This is a genomic window from Roseateles sp. GW835-FHT13E02 (assembly GCF_058794035.1).
This window is the reverse complement of the sequence record NZ_JBXAGJ010000008.1, coordinates 143,836-166,585: the sequence shown is the minus strand read 5'-3', so window position 1 is coordinate 166,585 and position 22,750 is coordinate 143,836. Positions and strand designations below refer to the sequence as shown.

The 22,750-nt window shown below is 63.3% G+C and carries 18 protein-coding genes; 7 read left to right on the top strand and 11 right to left on the bottom strand.

Translation table 11 applies throughout. From position 1 onward, the window contains the following. Positions 1-9: 9 nt before the first annotated feature. From AC1Q6P_RS10135 to AC1Q6P_RS10115, 5 genes are all read right to left on the bottom strand, one after another. Positions 10-660 (bottom strand): MlaC/ttg2D family ABC transporter substrate-binding protein, encoded by a 651-nt coding sequence (locus AC1Q6P_RS10135; RefSeq protein WP_271010382.1) that lies wholly within the window; start codon positions 658-660, stop codon positions 10-12. Between the two features lie 114 nt (positions 661-774). Then, positions 775-1,533: an MlaA family lipoprotein gene (locus AC1Q6P_RS10130; RefSeq protein ID WP_243392663.1), complete on the bottom strand. Its 759-nt coding sequence runs from the start codon at positions 1,531-1,533 to the stop codon at positions 775-777. Positions 1,534-1,541: 8 nt separating this feature from the next. Next, complete coding sequence (mlaD, locus tag AC1Q6P_RS10125; protein WP_102766180.1) at positions 1,542-2,027, bottom strand: outer membrane lipid asymmetry maintenance protein MlaD; 486 nt, start codon at positions 2,025-2,027, stop codon at positions 1,542-1,544. Between the two features lie 16 nt (positions 2,028-2,043). Further along, positions 2,044-2,835 (bottom strand): lipid asymmetry maintenance ABC transporter permease subunit MlaE, encoded by a 792-nt coding sequence (gene mlaE / locus AC1Q6P_RS10120; protein WP_223696752.1) that lies wholly within the window; start codon positions 2,833-2,835, stop codon positions 2,044-2,046. After that, the gene (locus AC1Q6P_RS10115) at positions 2,832-3,671 is read right to left on the bottom strand and encodes an ABC transporter ATP-binding protein (protein ID WP_492663780.1); all 840 of its coding nucleotides are present in this window, start codon (positions 3,669-3,671) and stop codon (positions 2,832-2,834) included. Before AC1Q6P_RS10115 ends, mlaE begins: the two co-directional genes overlap by 4 nt. A 207-nt stretch (positions 3,672-3,878) precedes the next feature. Between AC1Q6P_RS10115 and AC1Q6P_RS10110 the strand changes: the two genes are divergently transcribed. The 7 genes from AC1Q6P_RS10110 to AC1Q6P_RS10080 all read left to right on the top strand — a co-directional run bounded on the left by AC1Q6P_RS10110 (position 3,879) and on the right by AC1Q6P_RS10080 (position 12,339). After that, on the top strand, positions 3,879-4,328 hold the full coding sequence (locus tag AC1Q6P_RS10110; RefSeq protein ID WP_102766178.1) for a type IV pilin protein: 450 nt from the start codon (positions 3,879-3,881) through the stop codon (positions 4,326-4,328). Continuing rightward, entirely contained in the window at positions 4,322-4,954 is a 633-nt protein-coding gene (locus AC1Q6P_RS10105) for a GspH/FimT family pseudopilin (RefSeq protein ID WP_171827666.1), read from the top strand. The genes AC1Q6P_RS10110 and AC1Q6P_RS10105 overlap by 7 nt, the downstream gene beginning before the upstream one ends. 88 nt (positions 4,955-5,042) lie before the next feature. Next, positions 5,043-5,489: a PilV family protein gene (locus tag AC1Q6P_RS10100; protein ID WP_171827667.1), complete on the top strand. Its 447-nt coding sequence runs from the start codon at positions 5,043-5,045 to the stop codon at positions 5,487-5,489. Positions 5,490-5,500: 11 nt separating this feature from the next. Next, complete coding sequence (locus AC1Q6P_RS10095; protein ID WP_492663779.1) at positions 5,501-6,550, top strand: PilW family protein; 1,050 nt, start codon at positions 5,501-5,503, stop codon at positions 6,548-6,550. Continuing rightward, positions 6,544-7,188, top strand: a complete 645-nt coding sequence (locus tag AC1Q6P_RS10090) for a pilus assembly PilX N-terminal domain-containing protein (protein WP_263299982.1) — start codon at positions 6,544-6,546, stop codon at positions 7,186-7,188. Before AC1Q6P_RS10095 ends, AC1Q6P_RS10090 begins: the two co-directional genes overlap by 7 nt. A 53-nt stretch (positions 7,189-7,241) precedes the next feature. Beyond that, positions 7,242-11,531 (top strand): pilus assembly protein, encoded by a 4,290-nt coding sequence (locus AC1Q6P_RS10085; protein WP_492663778.1) that lies wholly within the window; start codon positions 7,242-7,244, stop codon positions 11,529-11,531. 175 nt (positions 11,532-11,706) lie between these two features. Next, the gene (locus AC1Q6P_RS10080; protein ID WP_492663777.1) at positions 11,707-12,339 is read left to right on the top strand and encodes a hypothetical protein; all 633 of its coding nucleotides are present in this window, start codon (positions 11,707-11,709) and stop codon (positions 12,337-12,339) included. Here AC1Q6P_RS10080 and AC1Q6P_RS10075 read toward each other — a convergent pair. From AC1Q6P_RS10075 to AC1Q6P_RS10050, 6 genes are all read right to left on the bottom strand, one after another. Then, on the bottom strand, positions 12,328-13,794 hold the full coding sequence (locus AC1Q6P_RS10075) for a glutamate synthase subunit beta (RefSeq protein ID WP_492663776.1): 1,467 nt from the start codon (positions 13,792-13,794) through the stop codon (positions 12,328-12,330). The two genes, AC1Q6P_RS10080 and AC1Q6P_RS10075, sit on opposite strands and share 12 nt — an antisense overlap. 131 nt (positions 13,795-13,925) lie before the next feature. Next, a complete protein-coding gene (locus AC1Q6P_RS10070) occupies positions 13,926-18,683 on the bottom strand; it encodes a glutamate synthase-related protein (RefSeq protein ID WP_492663775.1) in 4,758 nt (1,585 codons plus the stop codon). 154 nt (positions 18,684-18,837) lie between these two features. After that, positions 18,838-19,554 carry an REP-associated tyrosine transposase gene (locus tag AC1Q6P_RS10065; protein WP_492663774.1) on the bottom strand — a complete coding sequence of 239 codons (717 nt, stop codon included), beginning with the start codon at positions 19,552-19,554 and terminating at the stop codon, positions 18,838-18,840. A gap of 111 nt (positions 19,555-19,665) precedes the next feature. Next, entirely contained in the window at positions 19,666-20,838 is a 1,173-nt protein-coding gene (locus tag AC1Q6P_RS10060; protein WP_492663773.1) for a deoxyguanosinetriphosphate triphosphohydrolase, read from the bottom strand. Positions 20,839-20,941: 103 nt separating this feature from the next. Continuing rightward, positions 20,942-22,084 carry a 3-dehydroquinate synthase gene (aroB, locus tag AC1Q6P_RS10055; protein ID WP_492663772.1) on the bottom strand — a complete coding sequence of 381 codons (1,143 nt, stop codon included), beginning with the start codon at positions 22,082-22,084 and terminating at the stop codon, positions 20,942-20,944. Between the two features lie 77 nt (positions 22,085-22,161). Continuing rightward, entirely contained in the window at positions 22,162-22,743 is a 582-nt protein-coding gene (locus AC1Q6P_RS10050; RefSeq protein WP_171827677.1) for a shikimate kinase, read from the bottom strand. Positions 22,744-22,750: the final 7 nt, after the last annotated feature.

Genomic DNA, 22,750 nt, shown 5'->3' with positions numbered 1-22,750 from the left:
TTCCGCGCCTCAGGCCTTGCCGCCAGCGGCCGCAGCCTTCTGGTTGCGCTCGGTCAAGGCCTTGATCAGACCGTCGATGCCGTTGGCGCCAATCTCTTGCGAGAAGCTGTTGCGGTATTGATCGGCCAGCCAGATGCCGAGCACGTTGACGTCGTAGATCTTCCAGACGGCGCCGGATTTTTCCAGGCGGTAGTCGAGCTGGATCGGATCGCCCTTGCCGCGGATCTCGGTCTTGACCACCACCTCGGTGTCGCTGGGCGAAGCGCGCAGCGGACGCAGGGCGATGGTCTGGTCCTTGACCTGGGTCAGCGCGCCGGCGTAGGTGCGCACCAGCAAAGTCTTGAATTCATCCTGCAGGCGCTGCTGCTGCTCGGGCGTGGCCTGGCGCCAGAAGCGGCCCACGGCCGACGAGGTCATGCGCTGGAAATTGACATGCGGCATGACCTTGCCGTCGACCAGATTGATGATCTTCTGCAGATCGCCGGCCTGGATGGCCTTGTCGCTCTTGACCGTCTCCAGAGTCTCCAGCGAGAGCTGGCGGATCAAGGTGTCCGGCGCGCTGGCATCGGCCGCCCAGGCGGTTTGCAGCGGCAGGGCGGCGGAAAAAGCACAAACGGCAGCCAGCAGGCTGCGCAGAACCAGGCGTTTGGTGGCGATCATTCTTGCGGTTCCTTTCAATCTCGGAGGGGCTCAGTCATACACAACGCGCGAGCCGAAATTCGGTTCACCACCCCAAGGCGCGTCAACGTTCGGGGCGAGCAAGCGCAAGCCCGTTCAGGGCCCGGCTTGCGGGCTGGACGCGGGAACGGCAGGCGCCTCGGGCGTCAGAACTTCGTACTCGTCATCGCTGCCAAAGCTGCCGCGGCGCTGCAGATAGGCATCACGGATGAAGGTGTACTTGTCCAGTGCAATGCCATCCAGCATCTCCCCTGCACGCAAGAAGTTGGCTCGAGCGTTGACCAGTTGCAAGGCCGACAGCGCCGTCTTGCTGTAGCCATCCTTGACAACGAGCGAAGGCGATGTGGCGATGCGGTCGAAGGGCAGCGCCAAGGTGTCACGCACGGACGATGGGCCAAACAGGGGCCAAACGATGTAGGCGCCCGTACCCGTGCCCCAGACACCAAAGGTCTTGCCCAGGTCTTCGCTCTTGCGCTCCAGGCCCACTTCGGTGGAGATGTCGATCAAGCCACCGAAACCCAGGGTGGAGTTCACCGCAAAGCGCATGCCCTGCTCCACGCTGGCCTTGAAGCGGCCCTGCAGCAAGAGATTCACCGCCGACCAGGCGTCCGCCACATTGCTAAAAAAATTGTCCGCGGCCAGGCGCACCGGTGCGGGCACGATGTCGCTGTACACGGTGGCCACGGGCTTGAGCACATGGGTGTCCAAGGACTCGTTGAAGTTGAAGACCTTGCGGTTCCAGTTTTCCCAGGGGTCGAGTTTCTGGCCCGGTGCACCCGGGCCACGCAGGCTGGCGCATCCGCTCAGCACGAGGATGCTCAGCACCAGCGCGACACGCCGCCAGGAGCGGTCCATTCGGGCACTCATGGTTTGGCCCCGCCGGCCGGCGTGCCGGAATCGGCGGCCTTGTTGTAGAGGAACTGACCGATCAGGTTTTCCAGCACCACGGCCGATTGCGTCTGGCTGATGTTGTCGCCTGCAGCCAGGTTCTTCTCGTCCGCACCGGCCTCGAGACCGATGTACTGCTCACCCAGCAGGCCGGCGGTCAGAATCTTGGCGGAGCTGTCCTTGGGAAAGGCCACGTTCTTGTAGAGCTTCATCACCACCTTGGCCTGGAAGCTCTTGTCATCGAAGGTGATGGATTCCACCCGGCCGATCACCACGCCCGCACTCTTGACCGCGGCGCGGGCCTTGAGGCCGCCGATATTGTCGAACTTGGCCGTGACCTGGTAGGTCTCGTCAAAGTTCAGGCTCAGCAGGTTGCCGGCTTTGAGGGCCAGGAACAGCAGCGCGGCGCCGCCCAGCAGCACAAAGAAACCCACCCATGCGTCATGCCTTGAGGCTTGCATCCTCTACCCCTACAAATCAAATCGAGAACATCATCGCGGTCAGCACAAAGTCCAGTGCCAGCACCGCCAACGACGACATCACCACCGTGCGCGTGGTCGCCTGCGCCACGCCATCGGGCGTGGGCTTGCAGGCATAGCCTTGCAGCAAAGCCACAAAGGTCACGGTGATACCAAAGACCAAACTCTTGATGACGCCATTGCCGACATCGGCCCAGACGTCCACGCCGCCCTGCATCTGCGACCAGAAAGCGCCCGCATCAATGCCGATCAGGGGCACGGCCACCAGCCAGCCACCAATGATGCCGATGGCCGAGAACAGCGCCGCCAGCAGCGGCATGGCGATGAAGCCACCCCAGAAACGCGGCGCCAGCACCCGGGTCAGCGGATCGACCGCCATCATTTCCATCGCGGTCAGTTGCTCGCCGGCCTTCATCAGGCCGATCTCTGCCGTCAAAGAGGTACCGGCACGGCCCGCAAACAAGAGGGCGGAAACCACCGGACCCAACTCGCGCACCAGGCTCAGCGCCACCAGCAAGCCCACGGCCTCGGCCGAGCCATAGCGTTGCAATGTGTAATAGCCCTGGAGCGCCAGCACAAAGCCAACGAACAAGCCCGAGACGCCGATCAGCGACAAGGATCGATTACCCAGGAAATAGATTTGCTCGCGCACCAGCGAGAAACGCAGCAGGGCGGCCGGCGTGCGGGCCAGAAGCTGGAAAAACAGCCGGGTGCTGGAACCCAAATCCACCAACTGCTGCCGCAATGTGCGGCCCAGTCGGGCGGAGAACTGCGTCAGGGTCGCCATCATGCCGACACCCCCAGACCGAAATCCTGGCTCACCGGGCAGGCAGGCTGATGGAAACGCACGGGACCATCCGCATGGGCACCGACGAACTGCTGCACCAGCGGGTCGCTGCTGTGGCGCAAGTCGTCCGGCGTGCCCTGGGCGACCACGCGGCCATTGGCAATCATGGCCACCTCGTCGGCGATGGCAAAGGTTTCATGCAGATCATGGGACACGATGATGCTGCTCAATCCGAGCGCATCGTTCAGGTCGCGGATCAAGCGCGCCGCCACACCGAGCGAAATGGGGTCCAGGCCGGCAAAGGGCTCGTCGTACAAAACCAGGTCCGGGTCCAGCGCGATGGCGCGCGCCAGGGCCACCCGGCGCGCCATGCCGCCAGAGATCTCGGAGGGCAGCAGGTCGCGTGCGCCACGCAGGCCCACCGCATTGAGCTTCATCAGCACTAGATCGCGGATCATGGCTTCGGGCAGTTTCGTGTGCTCGCGCAGCGGGAAGGCCACGTTCTCGAACACACTCAGATCGGTGAACAAGGCGCCGAACTGGAAGAGCATGCCCATGCGACGCCGCACGGCGTAGAGCCCATCGAGATCCAGGCCGGCGAGATCAACGCCGTCAAACAGCACCTGGCCCGAAATCGGCTTGATCTGCCGGCCCAGCAGGCGCAAGACCGTGGTCTTGCCTCCGCCGCTGGTGCCGATCAGGGCCAACACCTTGCCGCGCGGGATGCGCAGATTCACGCGCTCCAGGATCACCCGGTCGCCATAACCGCAGCTGACATCGCGCAATTCAATCAGAGGCGTTTCGGACGCGGCAATGGAAGTGGATGAATAAGGGGCCATGAGCCTTGGCAGGGCGGGCCAGGGCCCGTTTTTGACAAAGATCACATCATAGGGGAAACACCGATCGCGCACCGAGCCGCCGAGAAGAGCCCCAAATACTTCACATTTCCGGGCCTGAGCCCGACCAGCGCGAGGGACAGTCTGATAGGCGGCTACACAAGCGAAAACCAGCGGCCGAGAATTCAATCCAACCAGGAGCACCCCACCATGCCAGCACGCGTCACCCCTTCCCAATCACGTCCAGCTCAGGGCTTCACCCTGATTGAAGTGATGGTGACCGTGGCCATCATCGGCATCCTTGCGGCCGTGGCCCTGCCGTCCTACCAGGCCTATGTGGTGCGCGGCAAGATCCCCGAAGCCACCGCCGGCCTGGCCACGCGGCAGGTGCGCCTGGAACAGTTCTTTCTGGACCGCCGCACCTATGTGGGCGCACCGGATTGCAACTCCGACGCCACCAGCAGCAAGTACTTCACCTTCTCTTGCTCTGCGTCCAGTGCCACGGCCTTCACTCTGCGCGCCGTGGGCAAAGACAGCATGGCCGGCTTCACCTACACCATCAACGAAGCCGGAGTGAAGACCAGTGCGGCCCTGCCCACAGGCTGGACCACACCCAGCCCCAACACCTGCTGGGCGACCAAGAAGGACGGATCATGCTGACAAAGCCTTCGGCGCTCGGCGACCGAGCCTCGCTGCAGGCCGGCGTGACGCTGATCGAACTGATCGTGAGCTTGGTCTTGGTCGGTATCTTTCTGGCCGTGGCAGCGCCGAGCTTCTCCACCTGGCTGCAGAACAGTCGGATTCGCAACACCGCCACCTCCTTGAGCGCAGGCATTCAACTGGCCAAAGCCGAAGCGGTGGCACGCAACACGGCGGTGCGCTTCCAGCTCACCACCAGCTTGACCAATACCTGCGCCCTGAGCACCAGCGGCACCAACTGGGTGATCAACGTGATCGGCGCCAACACGGCGGCCGACTCGGTGGCCAACCGCTGCGCTTCAGCGCCTTCGGACACGGTCCAGCCCCGCATCCTGCACACCAAGCCGAGCAACGATGGCAATGGCACCGTTCAGATTGCCGCCAACGCGAGTTCGGTCACCTTCAACAGCCTGGGCAAGCCCACCCCCACGCCCAACGCTGCCATCGTTCTGGACGTCAGCAACAGCGCTGCGGGCTCCTGCGGCACCGACGGTGACGCCGTTTGCCTGCGCATCGTGATCACGCCTTCGGGACAGGTACGCATGTGCAACCCCAGTCTTCCCAGCAGCGATGTTCAGGCCTGCTGAACGGGAGTCCCCCATGACTGTCCTCCAGACCCCGAGCCCAAAGTCCAGAGCACGCAGTCCGGGCCGCCCTCATGGGCTCCGAGGCTTCATGATGCTGGAGGTGCTGGTTGCCTTGCTCGTGTTCGCGCTCGGAGTCCTGGGCTTGGTCGGCCTGCAAGCCACGGCGGTCAAACAGGCCGGGCAGGCCAAGTACCGCTCGGATGCCGCCCTGCTGGCCAATCAGCTGATCGGCAGCATGTGGGTGGGCAATCGCAATTTGGCCGAGCTGCAGGCCGAGTACAGCAGCGCCGACGAAGGCGCCGGCTACAAGCTCTGGCTGGAAAAGGTCAGCGCCACCCTGCCCGGTGTGGCTGACCACCCGCCGACCGTCACCTTCACGCAAGTCAATCCTCTGCCGGCCTTGGCCGGCCGGCCGGCCGGTGGCCCGGTCCTGACACCCAGCCTGCGGGTCACCATCACCGTCAAGTGGGCGGCGCCCGGCGAGAACCTGGGCAGCACCCCCCACAACCTGGTCATGATCAGCCAGCTGAAGTGATCGGAACCCTTATGAAATCGACAAACCTTCAGCGCCCGGTGGGCCATCCGCAGAACGGCTTCAGCCTCATCGAGCTCTTGGTGGGCGTGGTGCTGGGCATGATCGCCGTGATCGTGGTGATGCAAGTGTTCTCCCTGTCCGAGCGGGGCCAGCGCAGCGCCACCAGCGGCGACGAAGCGCAGACCAATGGCGCCATCGCGGCCACCGAACTTCAACGCAATATTCGCCAGAGCGGGCACGGCGCCGCCAATCTGTTGCTGGCCGGCTGCAGCCTGACCTTGCCGGGCGGACGAGTGCTCTCTGGACTGGGCCCGGTCACCATCAACCACGCCAGCATCCCTGCGGGCGACAGTGGCAGTGACACCCTGCTCGTGGTGTTCAGCAATGGCAACGGGGCACCTGAAGGCGACCGCATCATCGCAGAGCCCAGTGCCGTGACGTACACCATGACCACAGCCACGGCCTTCAACACCAACGACTATGTCATCGCGGCGAACCAGGTTCGCCCCGCTCCTTGCAATCTGCTGCTCGACCGGGTCAATGCTGCGCCGGTTGGCGCCAACGTCAGCGTCGCCGCAGGCGCCGTCGGCTTGCAAGACACCTTGTTCAACTGGGGCTTGGCGCCCAAGGTATTGGCCTATGCCGTGCGCAACGGCCGGCTGACCCAGTGCGACTACATGGTCAACGACTGCAGCAGCGAGGCCGCCCAAGCCTGGGTGGAGATCATCGACAACGTGGTCAATCTGCGCGCCCAGTATGGTCGCGACACTTCCGCGGCGCCCATGGACGGGATCGTGGATCTTTTCGATCAAACCACACCAGCCACGGCGTGCCAATGGGCCCGGATGTCAGCGGTCCGCCTGGCCATCACCACGGTCAGCGGTCAACGTGAAAAGTCCATCGTGACCGACAGTGGCAACGCTCCCCGCTGGGCGGGAACTGAAGAGGCGCCCATCGACCTTTCCGCCGAGAACCTGTGGCAGTACTACCGCTACAAGGTGTTCGAGGCCATCGTTCCGCTGCGCAACCTGGCCTGGCAAGGAGCGGTCGCAACATGTTGAAGCCTCACCGCCTCTTTGCTGCCCCTGCCCCGCGCTACGCGCCAGGGTGCGGCAGGCACCAGCAAGGCATTGTCCTGATGCTGGCCATCGTGGTCCTGGTCATCATGTCCCTGGCAGCGGTCGGCTTGATGCGCTCCATGCTGAGCAGCAACAAGGTCGCCGGCAACCTGGCTTTTCAACAGTCAGCCATCCAATCGGCAGACATCGGCATCGAAAGCGCCGTGGCCTGGTTGGAGCAAAACAACTTCGGCACCAATCTGCACAACAACATCACCATCGCTGCGGGCCGCCCCGTCGGCTATCTGGCTCTGCGCCAGGACCCGGCCGCCAACCAGAGCTGGGAGATCTTCTGGAATGCCGTGCTCGTCCCGAGCAACACGGTCACCACCTTGGCCCCGGACGCTGCCGGCAACACCGTGTCCTTTGTGATCCAGCGACTGTGCAACGGCCAGGGCTCACCAACATCGGGCATTGGTTGCGAAGCTCCGCCGACCACCAACCCCGGGGCTGACAGCAGCAAACGCGCCAACAGCGGCACGCCCATCGGCATCCCAAATCAACGTTATTACCGCATCACAGCCCGCGTTGTCGGCCCTCGCAACACCATTGGCTTCGTCCAGGCCGTTGTGGCCCTTTGAGGCTGATCCGGCCTGCGCCGGCACCTCACCTGAGATCAGATCTGGAGTTCCCCATGAACAGCAAGCAACGCCTTCTCGCCCTTTGCCTCGGCATGGCCGCACTGCAGCTGTCTTCCGCCGCCCAGGCTGGAGTGACCGACATTTCCAGCACGCCCTTGGTCGTGGCTTCGCCCAACGCGGTGCAGCCCAACCTCATGTTTGTGCTTGATGATTCGGGCTCCATGGGCTTTGACTTCATGCCCGACCACGTCAACGGCGATGGCAGCTCCAATCCGCAACTGTGTCGTTCCAGCGGAGCCCTGCCCGCCAACAGCGGCGAATTCACCAACACCTGTTGCCACAATGGCGACAGCGGTGAAGCCTGCTGGCGGGATGCCCCGCCTTTTGGATCTCGCCGCGGGCATCCTCCCTTTCTGAGCGCCAGCTTCAACAGCATGGCCTACAACCCGGCGATACGCTACACGCCGCCCATGGGCGCCAACGGCGTCAGCTGGGCCAGCATGACCTCGGCCAACACATCAGGTTGGACATCAGTGGCCAACGATGGTTTTGGCATCCAGAACAGCTACAACATCAATCTGCTCACGCAGTTCCCCGACACGGAGTGGTGCACAGACACCAGCTATTCCGACTGCTTGCGCAATGGCAACTACGTGCTGCCGGGCACTGTCAACAACAAGAGCTATACCGTTTTCAACGCCACCACAGCCTCAGGAAACGGCTACAAAGCCACCGGCGCGCCGGACAACGCCGGCACGACTGCACAGACCTGGGGGCCGCACTACTATTTGATCAACGCCGCGGAATATTGCGACAACATCAATTTGCGCAACTGCCAAAGCACAGCGAGTGCCGTGTTCAAGTACCCAGCTCCGGTTCGCTGGTGCAACAGCGATGCCAACGCGCGCGCGGCGACGCCCGATAGCGGCTCCTGCCAAGCTGTACGAAGCAACATCTACTCTGAAGCTCGATACCCGACCAAATACTTCACCGCAGGCACCAACGGCATTCCAGCCACGCCTGAAGTGCGCGCAAGCACCAGCCTGACCATCAGCTCCATCTCGGACAACCGAGGCAACGGTTGTTTTGTGTCGATCACTTCCTTGCGCTCGGGAACGACCCAGCTCTTGTCTGCAGCCACCAGCTCTGAATCCAACCGTGGCAACCTTGCAGCATCCCTGACTGCGCGCATCAACGCGGGCAGCTCCGGCTTCTATGCCAGCCAAACCAACCGCACCGTCACCATCACGGCACCGGCCGGTGTCGCTGCCCCCGGTGCCCTCAGCTGGAGCAAGACACCGAGCACCTGCAATCTGACCATCAACCCGAGCACACCGACATTCTCGGGCTATCAGGCTGCAGTAGAGGGCTCTCCCGGCGTGCCTGGCGGCTACCCCGGGAGCTTCGAGCGCGTAGACATCGTGTCAGGGCGTACCAGCTATCCCAAGCTGTCCAACAGTCGCAGCGATTGCGCGGGTGCCACGAGCTGCAGCTATGCCGAAGAGATGACCAACTTCGCCAACTGGTGGACCTACTACCGCACCCGCATGCAAATGATGAAGTCCTCGACAAGCCAAGCCTTCTCTGCTGTGTCAAGCAATTTCCGCGTTGGCTATCTGAGCATCAACAACAGCCAGGGCAATGCCTATCTGAACCAAGCCACGTTCAGCGGCACAGCCAAGTCCGACTGGTACTCACGCCTGTTCAATGCGTACCCCTACTACTCCACACCGCTGCGTCGAGCCCTGAACACGGTCGGGCGCCTTTATGCCGGCAAGCAAACGGGCAGCTTGAACGGCACCACGGTGGTGGACCCCATTCAGTACTCCTGCCAACGCAACTACACAGTGCTATCCACCGATGGCTTCTGGAACGAATCTGTCAGCCTGACACAGTTGGACGGTACAGCGCTGGGCGACCAGGACGGCAGCCTGTCGCGCCCACAGAGGGATGGCAACGCCGTCTCCAACACCTTGGCCGATGTCGCGTCCTACTATTACAAGACCGACCTTCGCACAGGAACCGACGGCTCGAGCGAGTGCACCAGCGGCTCGGGCACGAACGCCGATGTCTGTGGCAATGGCACCGTCAGCGCACTGCAACGCATGGTGACATTCACCCTCGGCCTAGGTGCTTCGGGCTATATGCAGTACCAGCCCGACTATCTGCGCGCCACCAGTGGCGACTATTTCTCGGTGGCCCAAGGCAGCAGCCCCAATGCCGCCGGTGGCGTGTGCACTTGGCAGTCCAGTGGTGAATGCACATGGCCGACCCCGGTCAGCAACACCCTGACCACCATCGATGACCTCTGGCACGCCGCAGTCAATGGAGGCGGTACCTACTTCAGCGCAAGCAACCCACAAAGCCTATACAGCGGCTTGCAATCAGCACTCAACAATATTGCAGCCCAAGAAGGCGCTTCGGCCGCCGCAACCGCCAGCAACCCCAATGTCACCTCAGGTGACAACCAGGTGTTTGTTTCCAACTTCATGTCCGGGGAATGGACGGGACAGCTCAAATCCAAGCGCATCGACTTGAGCGGCGGTTCCCTGTCCAGCACCGACTGGTCTGCCGGCACCCTGCTCGACAGCAACAGCAGCCGCAGTATCTACATGTACAGCGCAAGCAATGACAATCGCCGCGCCGAGTTCAACTGGAGCAACCTCAGCGCCAGCCAGAAGGCCTACTTCAACCTGGCGACACTGACCGCCTCCGGCAACAACCTGATTCAGTTCTGCACCTCGGGTGACTATTGCCTCAGCGCCAGCGATCAAAGCACTGCAGCGGGCCAGCGCCTGGTTGACTATGTGCGCGGCGTCCGAAGCGACGAGGGGCCCTTGTCCGATCCGAGCAAGTTCTTCCGGCAACGTACGCTCTTGCTGGGCGATATCGTCAACTCTGAAGCGGTCTACGTGAAGAAACCGCTCGCCAACTACAACGATGCAGGCTTCAACGACCACAAGGCCACGACGGCCACACGGGTCGGCATGGTCTACGTCGGCGCGAACGACGGCATGCTGCACGCGTTCAACGCCAGCAGTGGCGCTGAAGTCTGGGCCTATGTACCGACCGCCGTGATCCCGCGCCTGCACAAACTGGCTGACAAGAGCTACGGCAACAAGCACGAGTACTACGTCGACGGCAGCCCCGTTGTTCAGGAAGTCAAGATCGGCAGCGAGTGGCGCACCGTGCTGATCAGCGGCCTCGGTGCCGGCGGCCGCGCCTACTTCGCCATCGACATCACTTCGCCCAGCGATCCCAAGCCCCTGTGGGAGTTCACCCACGACAACCTGGGCTACACCTTTGGCAAAGCCGAGATCAGCAAGCTGGCCGACGGCACTTGGGTGGCCATCCTGCCCTCGGGCTACAACAACATCTCGCCCGGTGATGGCAACGGCCGCCTCTTCGTATTGGACATCGCCACGGGCCAGCCCGTGTCCACTCTGCCCAACGGCATTCCGACCCTGGTCGGTGGCCTGGCCGTGGGCAGCAGCAGCACGCCAAGCGGCCTCGGCCACATCAGCGCCTGGACCGACAACTCCGACAAGGACAACACCGCCTTGCGCATCTACGGTGGCGACAACCTGGGCAATCTTTGGCGCTTTGACATCAACAACAATGTCGGCGCCGCAGGCTATGAAGCGCAGCGCCTGGCCACGCTCAAGACCTCGCTCGGCGTGGCCCAGCCCATCACCTCACGCCCCGAATTGGGTCAGGTCGGCAGCCATGTGATGGTGTACCTGGGCACCGGTCGCTATCTGGGCGTCAGCGATCTCAGCGACGCGACTCAGCAAACCATCTATGCGATCAAGGACCGGCTGTCGGATGCAGACTTTGGCAATCCTCGCCTGCAAACCAACAACTTCGTGCAACAGACCTTGAGCAATGGCACCTGCCCAGATGGATCCACCATCTGCACGCCCGGCACACCCATTCGAACGAATGGCAACCCTGTGGCGGTTGACCTCAACGACAAGAACGGCTGGTATGTTGATCTGCCGGGCACACGCGAACGGGTCACCACCGGCGCCGTGCTGGTAGGCGGCGTGCTGGGTGTGACTTCCAACGTCATCAATTCCTCTGGCATTTGCTCCGTCGGTGGCTCGAGCTGGATCAACTATTTCGACTACCGCACGGGCGGCCCGGTCAATAGCGCACAGAACATTGTCAGCATCTCGCTCGGCAATGCCTTGGCCACCACACCGGAAACCATCCAATTGCCCAACAACAAGGTGATCGACCTGATCCAGAAGACGGACGGCTCCATGGCGAACCAAGAACGTCCTCAAGGCACAAGCAACACCAACACCCGTCGCCTGTCCTGGCGCGAGCTGAGTGACTGAAACACTGCCGACGCCGGTATCACGCTGGCCACGTCCGGACTGGCCTCGCCGCATCTCGCGCGACGCTCGGCGCTTGACCCTGTGCCTGGTGTCGGCGCTAGGCCTGCATGCATTGGGATTGATGTACCGTTTCAGCCCCGATCGCCCCTCGGGGCCGCCAACTCCTGGACAGGCTTTGATCGTTCGCGTCATCGCGGCGCCTCTTCTCGAACCAGCAAGCCCGTCCCAGCCCGTGCAAACGGAAGCAAGGCCCGAGTCGGGACCGCTCAACGGGCCGAGCTCGCAGCCAGATCACCCGCAGGTGGTGAGGCCAGATGCAGCACATGAAACACGGGAGCTCGCCAAGCCGATTGCAAAGGAGGCCGCGCCGGCTGAGGGCCTGGCCCACGATTTCACCGGACCTGGGCGTTACGCTCCGAACGAACCGTTGGATGAAGCACCCAGCTTCCGAACCACCAGCAGCGCCGTCATCCACCACCCCGATGACAGCCTGCCGGATGGGCAAGGCCAAGCGACAGCAGCCTTGCTGATCAATGCACAAGGAAACGTGGATGCCGTGCTGGTTTCGGCCGAGCAACTGCCTCGCCGTTTTGTTCGGGCGATCCAGAAGGCGTTTGAGGCCCAGAGCTTCCAGCCGGGACGGATGGGCGGGCAGGAACAGGCCGCACGGCTGTGCCTTGCGGTTCAGTTTCAGGAAGGCGAGCCGCCCCGTTGGGAGTTTCGCCCCAGCCCAGCCGGCTGGGCGGACCGGGTCGTGACTGCGGAGAACGCCCTGGCCAGCTGCACCCCCTCAGCTTCAGCGCGGTAGGTCGCTGCTGCCCATCAGGAATTCATCCACCGCGCGAGCGGCCTGGCGGCCTTCACGGATGGCCCAGACGACGAGCGACTGGCCGCGGCGCATGTCACCGGCGGCGAAGACCTTGTCGACATTGGTCTTGTAACCACCGTTGAAATCGGTGCTGGCCTTGGCGTTGCCGCGCGCATCCTTGGCTACACCGAAAGCGTCGAGCACGGTGGCGACGGGCGCCACAAAGCCCATGGCCAGGAAGACCAGATCGGCCTTGATGATCTGCTCGGAACCCGGCACCTCGACCATCTTGCCGCCCTGCCATTCCACGCGCACGGTTTTCACACCGGTCAGCTTGCCCTTTTCGCCGAGGAATTCCTTGGTCGAGATGGCGAACTCGCGCTCGCAGCCTTCCTCATGGCTGCTGGAGGTGCGCAGCTTGAGCGGCCAGTAAGGCCAGGTCAGCGGGCGGTCTTCCACCTCGGGCGGCTGGGGCATGAGCTCGAACTGGGTGACGCTCTTGGCGCCGTGGCGGTTGCTGGTACCGACGCAATCACTGCCGGTGTCGCCGCCACCGATGACGACCACATGCTTGCCGTCGGCACGGATCTGGCCCTTGAGTTTGTCCCCTGCATTGACCTTGTTCTGTTGCGGCAGGAACTCCATCGCGAAATGGATGCCGGCCAGATCACGGCCCGGCACCGGCAGGTCGCGGCTGGATTCGGCGCCACCGCTGAGCAAGACGGCGTCGAACTGTGCCTTGAGCTCGTCCGGGCTGATGCTGTCCTTGGCCCAGTTGGTGACCTTAGAGCCTTCCGGCATGGAGGCGACCAGCAGGCCGGTGCGGAAGACCACGCCCTCGGCTTCCATCTGCGCCACGCGGCGGTCGATGTGCGACTTCTCCATCTTGAAGTCGGGGATGCCGTAACGCAGCAGGCCGCCAACACGGTCGTTCTTTTCGAACACGGTCACGCTGTGGCCCGCGCGGGCGAGTTGCTGTGCAGCCGCCAGACCGGCCGGGCCGGAGCCGACGATGGCCACGGTCTTGCCGGTCTTGCGCTTGGCGACTTGCGGCTGAACCCAGCCCTCGGACCAGGCGCGATCGATGATGGCGTGCTCGATGGACTTGATGCCCACGGCGTCATCGTTCACGTTCAGCGTGCAGGCCGCCTCGCAAGGCGCGGGGCAGATGCGGCCGGTGAATTCCGGGAAGTTGTTGGTGCTGTGCAGGATGGTGATGGCATTGGCCCAATCCCCGCGGTACACCAGATCGTTGAAATCCGGAATGATGTTGTTGACCGGGCAGCCGTTGTTGCAGAACGGCGTGCCGCAGTCCATGCAGCGTGCGGCCTGCTGCTTGGACTGTTCGGCGCTCAAACCGATCACGAATTCCTTGTAATTCTTGACCCGCGTGCCCACGGGCTCGTAGCCCTCTTCCAGCCGCTGGTACTCCATGAAGCCCGTTACCTTGCCCATGCTTCGCTCCTAAAACTCTTTATTGGGGTCAGAGTCATTTTGCAAACTCAACCCGAAGAAATTCATTTAATAGGGTCAGATTCGAATTCATTCTTCTGACCCGGTGATCACGGTTTCCGTGCTCGTGCCGCTCAGGCCTTGAGCGCCGCTTTGGGCGCAGCGGGAGCCTTGGCCTGCTCGATGGTCGAGGCCGCTTCCTTGGCCGCATGGATCTCGCCGAGTGCGCGGCGGTATTCGTGCGGGAAGACCTTGACGAACTTGGCGCGCGAATCGGCCCAGTGGTCCAGGATGTGGCGGGCCCGGGCACTGCCAGTCCAGCGGTGGTGGTCTTCCAGCATCTTCTTGAGGATGGCTTCGTCGGTCTGCGCCTCGGCGTCACCGAGGTGGTGCCAGATGGCGCGGTCCACGGTGGCTTCCTGCTCGTGCGCGGGCAGCAGCTTGTCCAGCGCGACCATGCTGGTGTTGCAGCGCTTGGCGAACTGTCCGTCCTCGTCGTAGACGTAGGCGATGCCGCCGCTCATGCCGGCCGCGAAATTGCGGCCAGTCTTGCCGAGCACGGCCACGGTGCCGCCGGTCATGTATTCGCAACCATGGTCACCCGTGCCCTCGACCACGGCCGAGGCGCCAGAAAGCCGGACTGCAAAGCGCTCACCCGCCACCCCGCGGAAGAAGGCCTCACCGCGCGTGGCACCGTAAAGCACGGTGTTGCCGACGATGATGTTCTGCGTCGCGTCGCCACGGAAATCGATGCTGGGGCGCACCACCACGCGGCCGCCGGACAGGCCCTTGCCGGTGTAGTCGTTGGCGTCTCCGATCAGGTAGAAAGTGATGCCCTGGGCCAGAAAGGCACCGAAGCTCTGGCCGCCCGTGCCCTCCATCTGGATGAAGATGGTGTGGTCGGGCAAGCCCTCGGGGCGGCGGCGGATCAGCTCACCGGACAGCATGGCGCCCACGGTGCGGCGCACATTGCTGACTTCCTGCATGAACTGCACCTTCTCGCCCTTCTCAAAAGCGGGCAGGCACTTCTCGATCAGCTTCACATCGAGTGCGCGGTCCAGGCCATGGTCTTGCACATCGACATGGGTGCGGGCCACTTCGGCGGGCAAGGCCGGGCGGTGGAAGACACGACTGAAATCCAGGCCCTTGGCCTTCCAGTGGGTGATGCCCTTCTTGGTGTCCAGCAGATCGCTGCGGCCGACCAGATCCTCGAACTTGCGAATGCCCAGCTGGGCCATGATCTGGCGCGCCTCCTCGGCCACGAAGAAGAAGTAGTTCACCACATGCTCGGGCTTGCCGGTGAACTTGGCGCGGAGTAGCGGGTCTTGCGTGGCCACGCCCACCGGGCAGGTGTTGAGGTGGCACTTGCGCATCATGATGCAGCCCTCGGCCACCAGCGGCGCGGTGGCGAAGCCGAATTCATCCGCGCCCAGCAGCGCACCGATGACCACATCGCGGCCGGTCTTCATCTGGCCGTCGGCCTGCACCCGCACACGGCCACGCAGGCGGTTCAGCACCAAGGTCTGCTGCGCCTCGGCCAGGCCCAGCTCCCAGGGTGTGCCAGCATGCTTGATCGAGCTCCAGGGCGAAGCGCCCGTGCCACCGTCATGGCCGGCGATGACCAGGTGGTCGGCCTTGGCCTTGGTGACACCGGCGGCGATGGTGCCCACGCCGACTTCCGAGACCAGCTTGACCGAAACATCGGCCTTGGGATTCACGTTCTTGAGATCGTGAATCAGCTGGGCCAGGTCCTCGATGGAGTAGATGTCATGGTGCGGCGGCGGCGAGATCAAGCCCACACCCGGCACCGAGTAACGCAGGAAACCGATGTACTCGCTGACCTTGCCGCCGGGCAGCTGACCGCCTTCACCGGGCTTGGCACCCTGGGCCATCTTGATCTGGATCTGATCGGCGCTGACCAGGTACTCGGTGGTGACACCGAAGCGGCCCGATGCCACCTGCTTGATCTTGGAGCGCAGGGAATCGCCTTCCTTGAGCTCGTAGTCGACGGCGATGACCTTGTTGCCGATCACATCAGACACCTTGGTGCCTGCCGTGATCTTGATGCCCTTGAGCTCGTTGCGATAACGCGCGGGATCCTCGCCACCTTCGCCGGTGTTGCTCTTGCCGCCGATGCGGTTCATAGCCACGGCCAGGGTGGCATGGGCCTCGGTCGAGATGGAGCCGAGCGACATGGCGCCGGTGGCGAACCGCTTGACGATCTCTGCCGCGGGCTCGACCTCATCGAGCGGGATCGCCTTGCTGGGATCGAACTTGAACTCGAACAGACCACGCAGCGTCATATGGCGCTTGCTCTGGTCATTGATGATTTGCGCGTATTCCTTATAGCTGTCGAACTTGCCGCTGCGCGCGCTGTGCTGCAGCTTGGCGATGGCATCCGGCGTCCACATATGCTCTTCACCGCGGGCGCGCCAGGCGTACTCGCCGCCGGCATCCAGCATGGTGTGCAGCACTGGATCGTCGCCGAAAGCCGCGCGGTGCAGGCGGATGGCCTCTTCGGCCACCTCGAACACGCCGATGCCACCGACCTGCGTGGGCGTGCCGCGGAAGTACTTCTCCACAAAGTCCGTCTTCAGGCCGATGGCCTCGAAGATCTGCGCGCCGCAGTAGGACATATAGGTGGAGATGCCCATCTTGGACATGATCTTGGACAGGCCCTTGCCGATGCCCTTGATGTAGTTGTAGATGGCCTTGTCGGCAGACAGCTCGCCGGGCAGGCCGGCCGCGATGTCCGTCAGGGTTTCCAGGGCCAGGTAGGGGTGAACCGCCTCGGCGCCAAAGCCGGCCAGCACCGCGAAGTGGTGCACCTCACGGGCACTGCCGGTTTCCACCACCAGACCGGCGGTGGTGCGGCGGCCTTCACGCACCAGATGGTGGTGGATGGCGGACAGGGCCAGCAAGGCAGGGATGGCCACGCGGCTCTCGCTCAGGCCGCGGTCTGTGATGATGAGGATGTTGTGGCCGCTCTTGATCGCGTCCACCGATTCGGCGCACAGCGAGGCCAGCTGCGCCTCCACACCTTCATGACCCCAGGCAAGCGGGTAGGTGATGTCCAGCTCGTAGGGTTTGAACTTGCCGTGGGTGTGAGCCTCGATCTGGCGCAGACGGGCCATGTCCTTGAAGTCAAGCACCGGCTGCGACACTTCCAAACGCATCGGCGGATTGACCGCGTTGATGTCCAGCAGATTGGGCTTGGGGCCGATGAAGCTGTTGAGCGACATCACGATGGCCTCGCGGATCGGGTCAATCGGCGGGTTGGTCACCTGGGCGAACAGCTGCTTGAAATAGTTGAACAGCGGCTTGTCCTTGCTGGACAGCACGGCCAGGGGCGAGTCATTGCCCATGGAACCCAGGGCTTCCTCGCCGGTGGCGGCCATGGGCGCCATCAGGAACTTGATGTCTTCCTGGGTGAAGCCAAAAGCTTGCTGGCGATCGAGCAGGCTGGCGCTGAAGCTGGCAGCCGGGGTGTCGGCCACCTCGATGTCGTCGAGCTTGACGCGCACGTTCTCGATCCACTGGCGATAAGGGCGGGCGTTGGCGTACTGGTTCTTGAGCTCTTCGTCATCGATGATGCGGCCCTGCTCCAGGTCGATCAGGAACATCTTGCCGGGCTGCAGGCGCCACTTCTTGACGATTTTGTTCTCGGGCACCGGCAGCACGCCGGACTCGGAGGCGAGGATGACGAGGTCATCGTCGGTGACGCAGTAGCGCGCCGGGCGCAGACCGTTGCGGTCCAGCGCGGCACAGACCTGGCGACCGTCGGTGAAGACCATGGCGGCCGGGCCATCCCAGGGCTCCATCATGGCAGCGTGGTACTCGTAGAACGCCCGGCGACGCGTGTCCATCTGCTCGTGCTGCTCCCAGGCTTCCGGGATCATCATCATGGCGGCGTGCGCCAAGGGATAGCCGGCCATGGTCAGCAGCTCGATGGCGTTATCGAAGGTGGCCGTGTCGGACTGGTGCTCGAAGCTGATCGGATAGAGCTTGTTCAGGTCATCGCCCAGCACCGGCGACTTCATCACGCCTTCGCGGGCACGCATCCAGTTGAAGTTGCCCTTGACCGTGTTGATCTCGCCGTTGTGGGCGACCATGCGGTAGGGGTGGGCCAGCGGCCATTCGGGGAAGGTGTTGGTCGAGAAACGCTGGTGCACCAGGGCGATGGCGGACACCACACGCGGATCGGCCAGATCCTTGTAGTAGCTGCCCACCTGGTCGGCCAGCAGCAGGCCTTTGTAGATGATGGTGCGGCAGCTCATGCTGGGCACGTAGTACTCGCGGCTGTGGGTCAGCTTGAGCGCCTGGATGGCGCTCGACGCGGTCTTGCGGATGACGTAGAGCTTTCGCTCCAGGGCATCGGGCACGATGATGTCCGGGCCGCGACCGATGAAGATCTGGCGAATGATGGGCTCTTTGTCGCGCACCGTGGGCGACATGGGCATCTCCGAATCCACCGGCACATCGCGCCAACCCAGCAAGACCTGGCCCTCGGCCTTGATCGCACGGGCCAGCTCCTGCTCGCAAGCCAGACGCGAGGCATGTTCCTTGGGCATGAAGATCATGCCCACGCCGTACTCGCCAGGCGGGGGCAGTTCCACGCCCTGCTTGGCCATCTCGGCCCGGAAGTACTCGTCGGGGATCTGGATCAGGATGCCGGCGCCGTCGCCCATCAGCTTGTCAGCACCGACGGCACCGCGATGATCGAGGTTCTCAAGGATCTTCAGACCCTGCTGAACGATGGAATGCGCCTTCTGACCCTTGATGTGCGCCACAAATCCCAGGCCGCAGGCGTCCTTCTCGTTTTGCGGACGGTAGAGCCCGTGGGCGGCCAAGTCCTGGATCTCGGCCTGATGTTCTGCTGCGTTGTGGCTCATGGCGCTCTCCGACGTAATTCAGTTACGGAGACGGAGGTTACTGCGGCGCAGCAAAACGCTCAAGAAAAACTAAATGGGGTCAGTGTCCTTTAACTAGGCATTTGCAGCCACAATATCATTTAAATAGGGTCAGAGTGATATTTTACTTACAAAATCAAGAGTCACCTGAAAGATCGGCCGCCTCCGGCTTTCTGCGCGGACGCCCTCGCGGCAATGGCTCCAGCCTGCGCTGGGTCTGGTCTGCCAAGGCCCGCAAAAAGCCCTCGGAGCCCAGCGGCCAGCCCTTCAAAGTGGCTTCGGTGAAGCGTTGGCGCTCCGCATCTGCACAACCTTCCGCCAACAACTCGCGGTACGCCGCCTCGCGCTCGAAGGGTGTGTTGCCCAGGGTCCAGTACAGCAGGTGTTCGCTGAGAAGGCTGTCGCTTCGGCGGCCCAAGTGACTGGCGCAGCTGGACCAAGGGAACTCCTCGGGCGAGCTGCACAGCCCGGCACGGACCGGATTCAGCTCGATATAGCGCATGCAGGCCAGGAAGTAGCGCTCGCTGTCGATCACGGTCGCGCGATAGCGACCTTCCCAGAGCGTGCCGCTGCGGCCGTACTTGTGATTGAACCAGGCCACGTAGCGCCGCCCGAGGGACTGCACCAGTTTGCCGAGGCCGGGCTCGTCCTCGGGCGTGGCCAGCACATGGAGGTGGTTGTCCATCAAGACGTAGGCATGCACGGCAACGCGGTGGGTGCGGGCGCAGTCACGCAGCAGATCCAAGAACTGGCGACGGTCCGCATCCTCATGGACGATGGGTTGGCGGTTGTTGCCGCGCAACATCAGGTGGTGGGCTTGGCCTGGCAGAACCAAGCGAGGAAGGCGAGCCATACAGGAATCCACTCTCAAAATGACACTGACCCTAGTTTGAGAGTGATTCAGGCGCGAGGCAAGTCCGGGAGCGCCAGATCGCCCACGGAACTGCCGAGCCGCGCGTGATTCTCAGAACAAGCTGAGGCCTGTCAGTCGCTGATGCTCGCGCAAGGCAAATCGGTCGGTCATGCCGGCGATGTAATCGGCGCACGCACGCGGCGCATCGGCAGCGCCGGCGAAATCAGGCGGAAGTTGAGCCGGCTCGCTGGTGTAGATCCGGAACAGGTCGCGAAGCACCTGCTCGGCGCGCTGGCGGGTCTGCTGGACCTGCGGGTGACGGTAGAGTTTGGCGAACAGAAAGCGTTTGAGCTCCGTGCTGGCCGCGCGCATCTCGGGGCTGAAACGCACCAGGGCCGGCGCCGCCCGCACGGCGGCCAGGTCCTGCACGCCCTGCCCCTGCTGCAAGGCAGCGCGGGTCGCGTCGATGATGTCGTAGACCTGGGCTGAAAGCATGCGCCGGATGGTCTCGAACAAGAGCCGTTTGCTGTCCAGCTGGGGAAACTCGCTCAGCGCTTCTCGCAAATAGCGGTGCACCAGGGGCACCTCTTCCAACTGCTCCAGGGCGAGCAGCCCCGAGCGCACGCCATCGTCGATGTCATGGGCGTTGTAGGCCACCTCGTCCGCCAGATTGCAGAGCTGCGCTTCCAGGCTGGGCTGACCGCCATGAAGAAAGCGGCGCGCCACGCCATCGGGTTCAGCCGCCTCCAGCAACTCGGCATTGCGGCGCGCACAGTGCTTGAGGATGCCCTCGCGGGTTTCGAAGCACAGATTGAGGCCGTCGAACGCGGGGTAGCGCAGCTCCAACTTGTCGACCACCCGCAAGGACTGCAAGTTGTGCTCGAAGCCGCCGTGGGGCTTCATGCATTCATCAAGCACATCCTGCCCCGCATGACCGAAGGGCGTGTGACCGAGGTCATGAGCCAGTGCGACGGCCTCGATCAAGTCCTCGTTCAAGCCGAGGCTGCGGCCGATGGAACGGCCCAGCTGGGCCACCTCCAGCGAGTGCGTCAGCCGGGTTCGAAACAGATCGCCTTCATGGTTCATGAAGACCTGGGTCTTGTAGACCAGGCGGCGAAAGGCGCTGCTGTGGATGATGCGGTCGCGGTCGCGTTGGTACTCGCTTCGCGTGGGCGCTGATGGCTCGGGGAAACGCCGGCCCCGCGTTTGATTCGGGTGGCAGGCGTAAGGTGCCAGCCCCGAAGAGGTCACCGGGGGCAGCCCTGCCAAAAACTCAACAGCCATATCGCGACACCGTCCGGGTTCAGAAGAAAAGCTGGGGCTGCTGCACTGAGGAGGCCGTGACCGAGTTATTGCGACTCAGCTATTGGGACTCAGCTATTGCGGCTCAGTCCCAGTGATCGCTCAGCACAGCGGCGACCAATTCATCGGGGGCCCCGTGCATGCCGGCGCGGCCCAGGCTTTCGATCAGCACGAAGCGAATCTCGCCTGCCTCGGCCTTTTTGTCCACCCGCATCAATTCCAGATAACGCTCGGCACCCAAACGCGGCGCTTGCACGGGCAGGCCTGCACGCTCAATCAGACGGCGCAGGCGCGGCAAGAACTCGGGCGGCATCAAGCCCTTGCGGACCGACAAATCGGCTGCCAATACCATGCCGCAGCCCACCGCTTCGCCGTGAAGCCAGGCGCCATAGCCCATGCCGGTTTCGATGGCGTGTCCGAAGGTGTGGCCAAAATTCAGGATGGCACGCAAGCCCTGTTCACGCTCATCCTGGCCCACCACCCAGGCCTTGATCTCGCAGCAGCGCTTGACGGCATAGGCCAAAGCCTGCTTGTCGCGGGCGAGCAAAGCGTCCAAATTGGCCTCGATCCAGGCCAGAAATTCAGCGTCCGCGATCGGGCCGTATTTGATGACCTCGGCCAAACCGGCCGCCAGCTCGCGCTGCGGCAAGGTATCCAGCGTGTCGAGGTCGGCAACCACCCGCTCGGGCTGGTAGAACGCGCCGATCATGTTCTTGCCCAGAGGGTGGTTGATGGCCGTCTTGCCACCCACGGAGGAGTCGACCTGGGCCAACAAGGTCGTCGGCACCTGGACAAAGGGCACACCGCGCATATAGATCGCCGCTGCAAAACCTGTCATGTCACCAATGACACCGCCGCCCAGCGCGAACAGCACGGTCTTGCGATCGGCCGCATGGGCCAGCAGGTGATCAAACACGAGGTTGAGACTGGCCCAATCCTTGTGGCTCTCGCCATCGGGAAGCTGAACGAACTCGACCCGTCGGTAATGCGCGGCCAGTTGCGAACGCAGGCGTTCGAGATAGAGCGGCGCCACCACCTCGTTGCTGACGATCAGTGCGCACGCAGCCTTGGGCAACCCCTGCCAGCTCTGGGCCGAGTCCAGCAGACCGGGACCGATGTGGATGTCGTAGCTGCGCTGATCGAGGGCGATCGGCACGCAATGCAAGGCCGGTGCGGCAGTGGCAGACGAGGCGATGGAGGCGGAAGTCGGGGCCGTCGAGGAAGTCATGAGTCAAGTGTAAAGGCCGCTCGCGCCCGGCTCAGCATCACGCAAGGGCTTGAGCCGCCGAGACGATCCGCACCGGGTCAACAGGCGGCGGGCTCAGCACCAACGGTGGCCGCAACCCGGGCCGGATCGATGATGCCCGCCAGCTCCAGCTGCATCAGCGCCATATTGACCAGGCCGTGCACAGACGGCCGACCTGTCTCGAGCACGTAGTGCGCCACACTTCGATACAGCGGATTGCGCTGCAAATACAGCTCGCGCAGCTTTTGCAGAGGATCTCGCACCTGGAGCAGCGGGCGCTGCGTGTCGTGCCGCAAACGTCGGAACAGCTCTTCCGGCGTGGAGCGGAGGTAGAGCACGGTGCTGGCTTGATGCAAAAGCTGACGATTGGCCTCTCGCAGCACGATGCCACCGCCGGTGGCCAGCACGAACTCTCCCTCACGTGCCAGCAACTCGTTCAGCACCTGCGACTCGATGTCTCGAAAAGCCGCTTCACCCGAGCGATCAAAAAAAGCGCGAATCGGCTCCCCGATTCGCGCTTCGATTTCCGTGTCGCTGTCAACAAAGCGCACGCCCAGCTGCCGCGCCAGCTGACGGCCGACGGTGGATTTGCCACCGCCGGGCATGCCGACGAGGGAGATCACAAGGCGAGCTGCGCTCATGCCAACA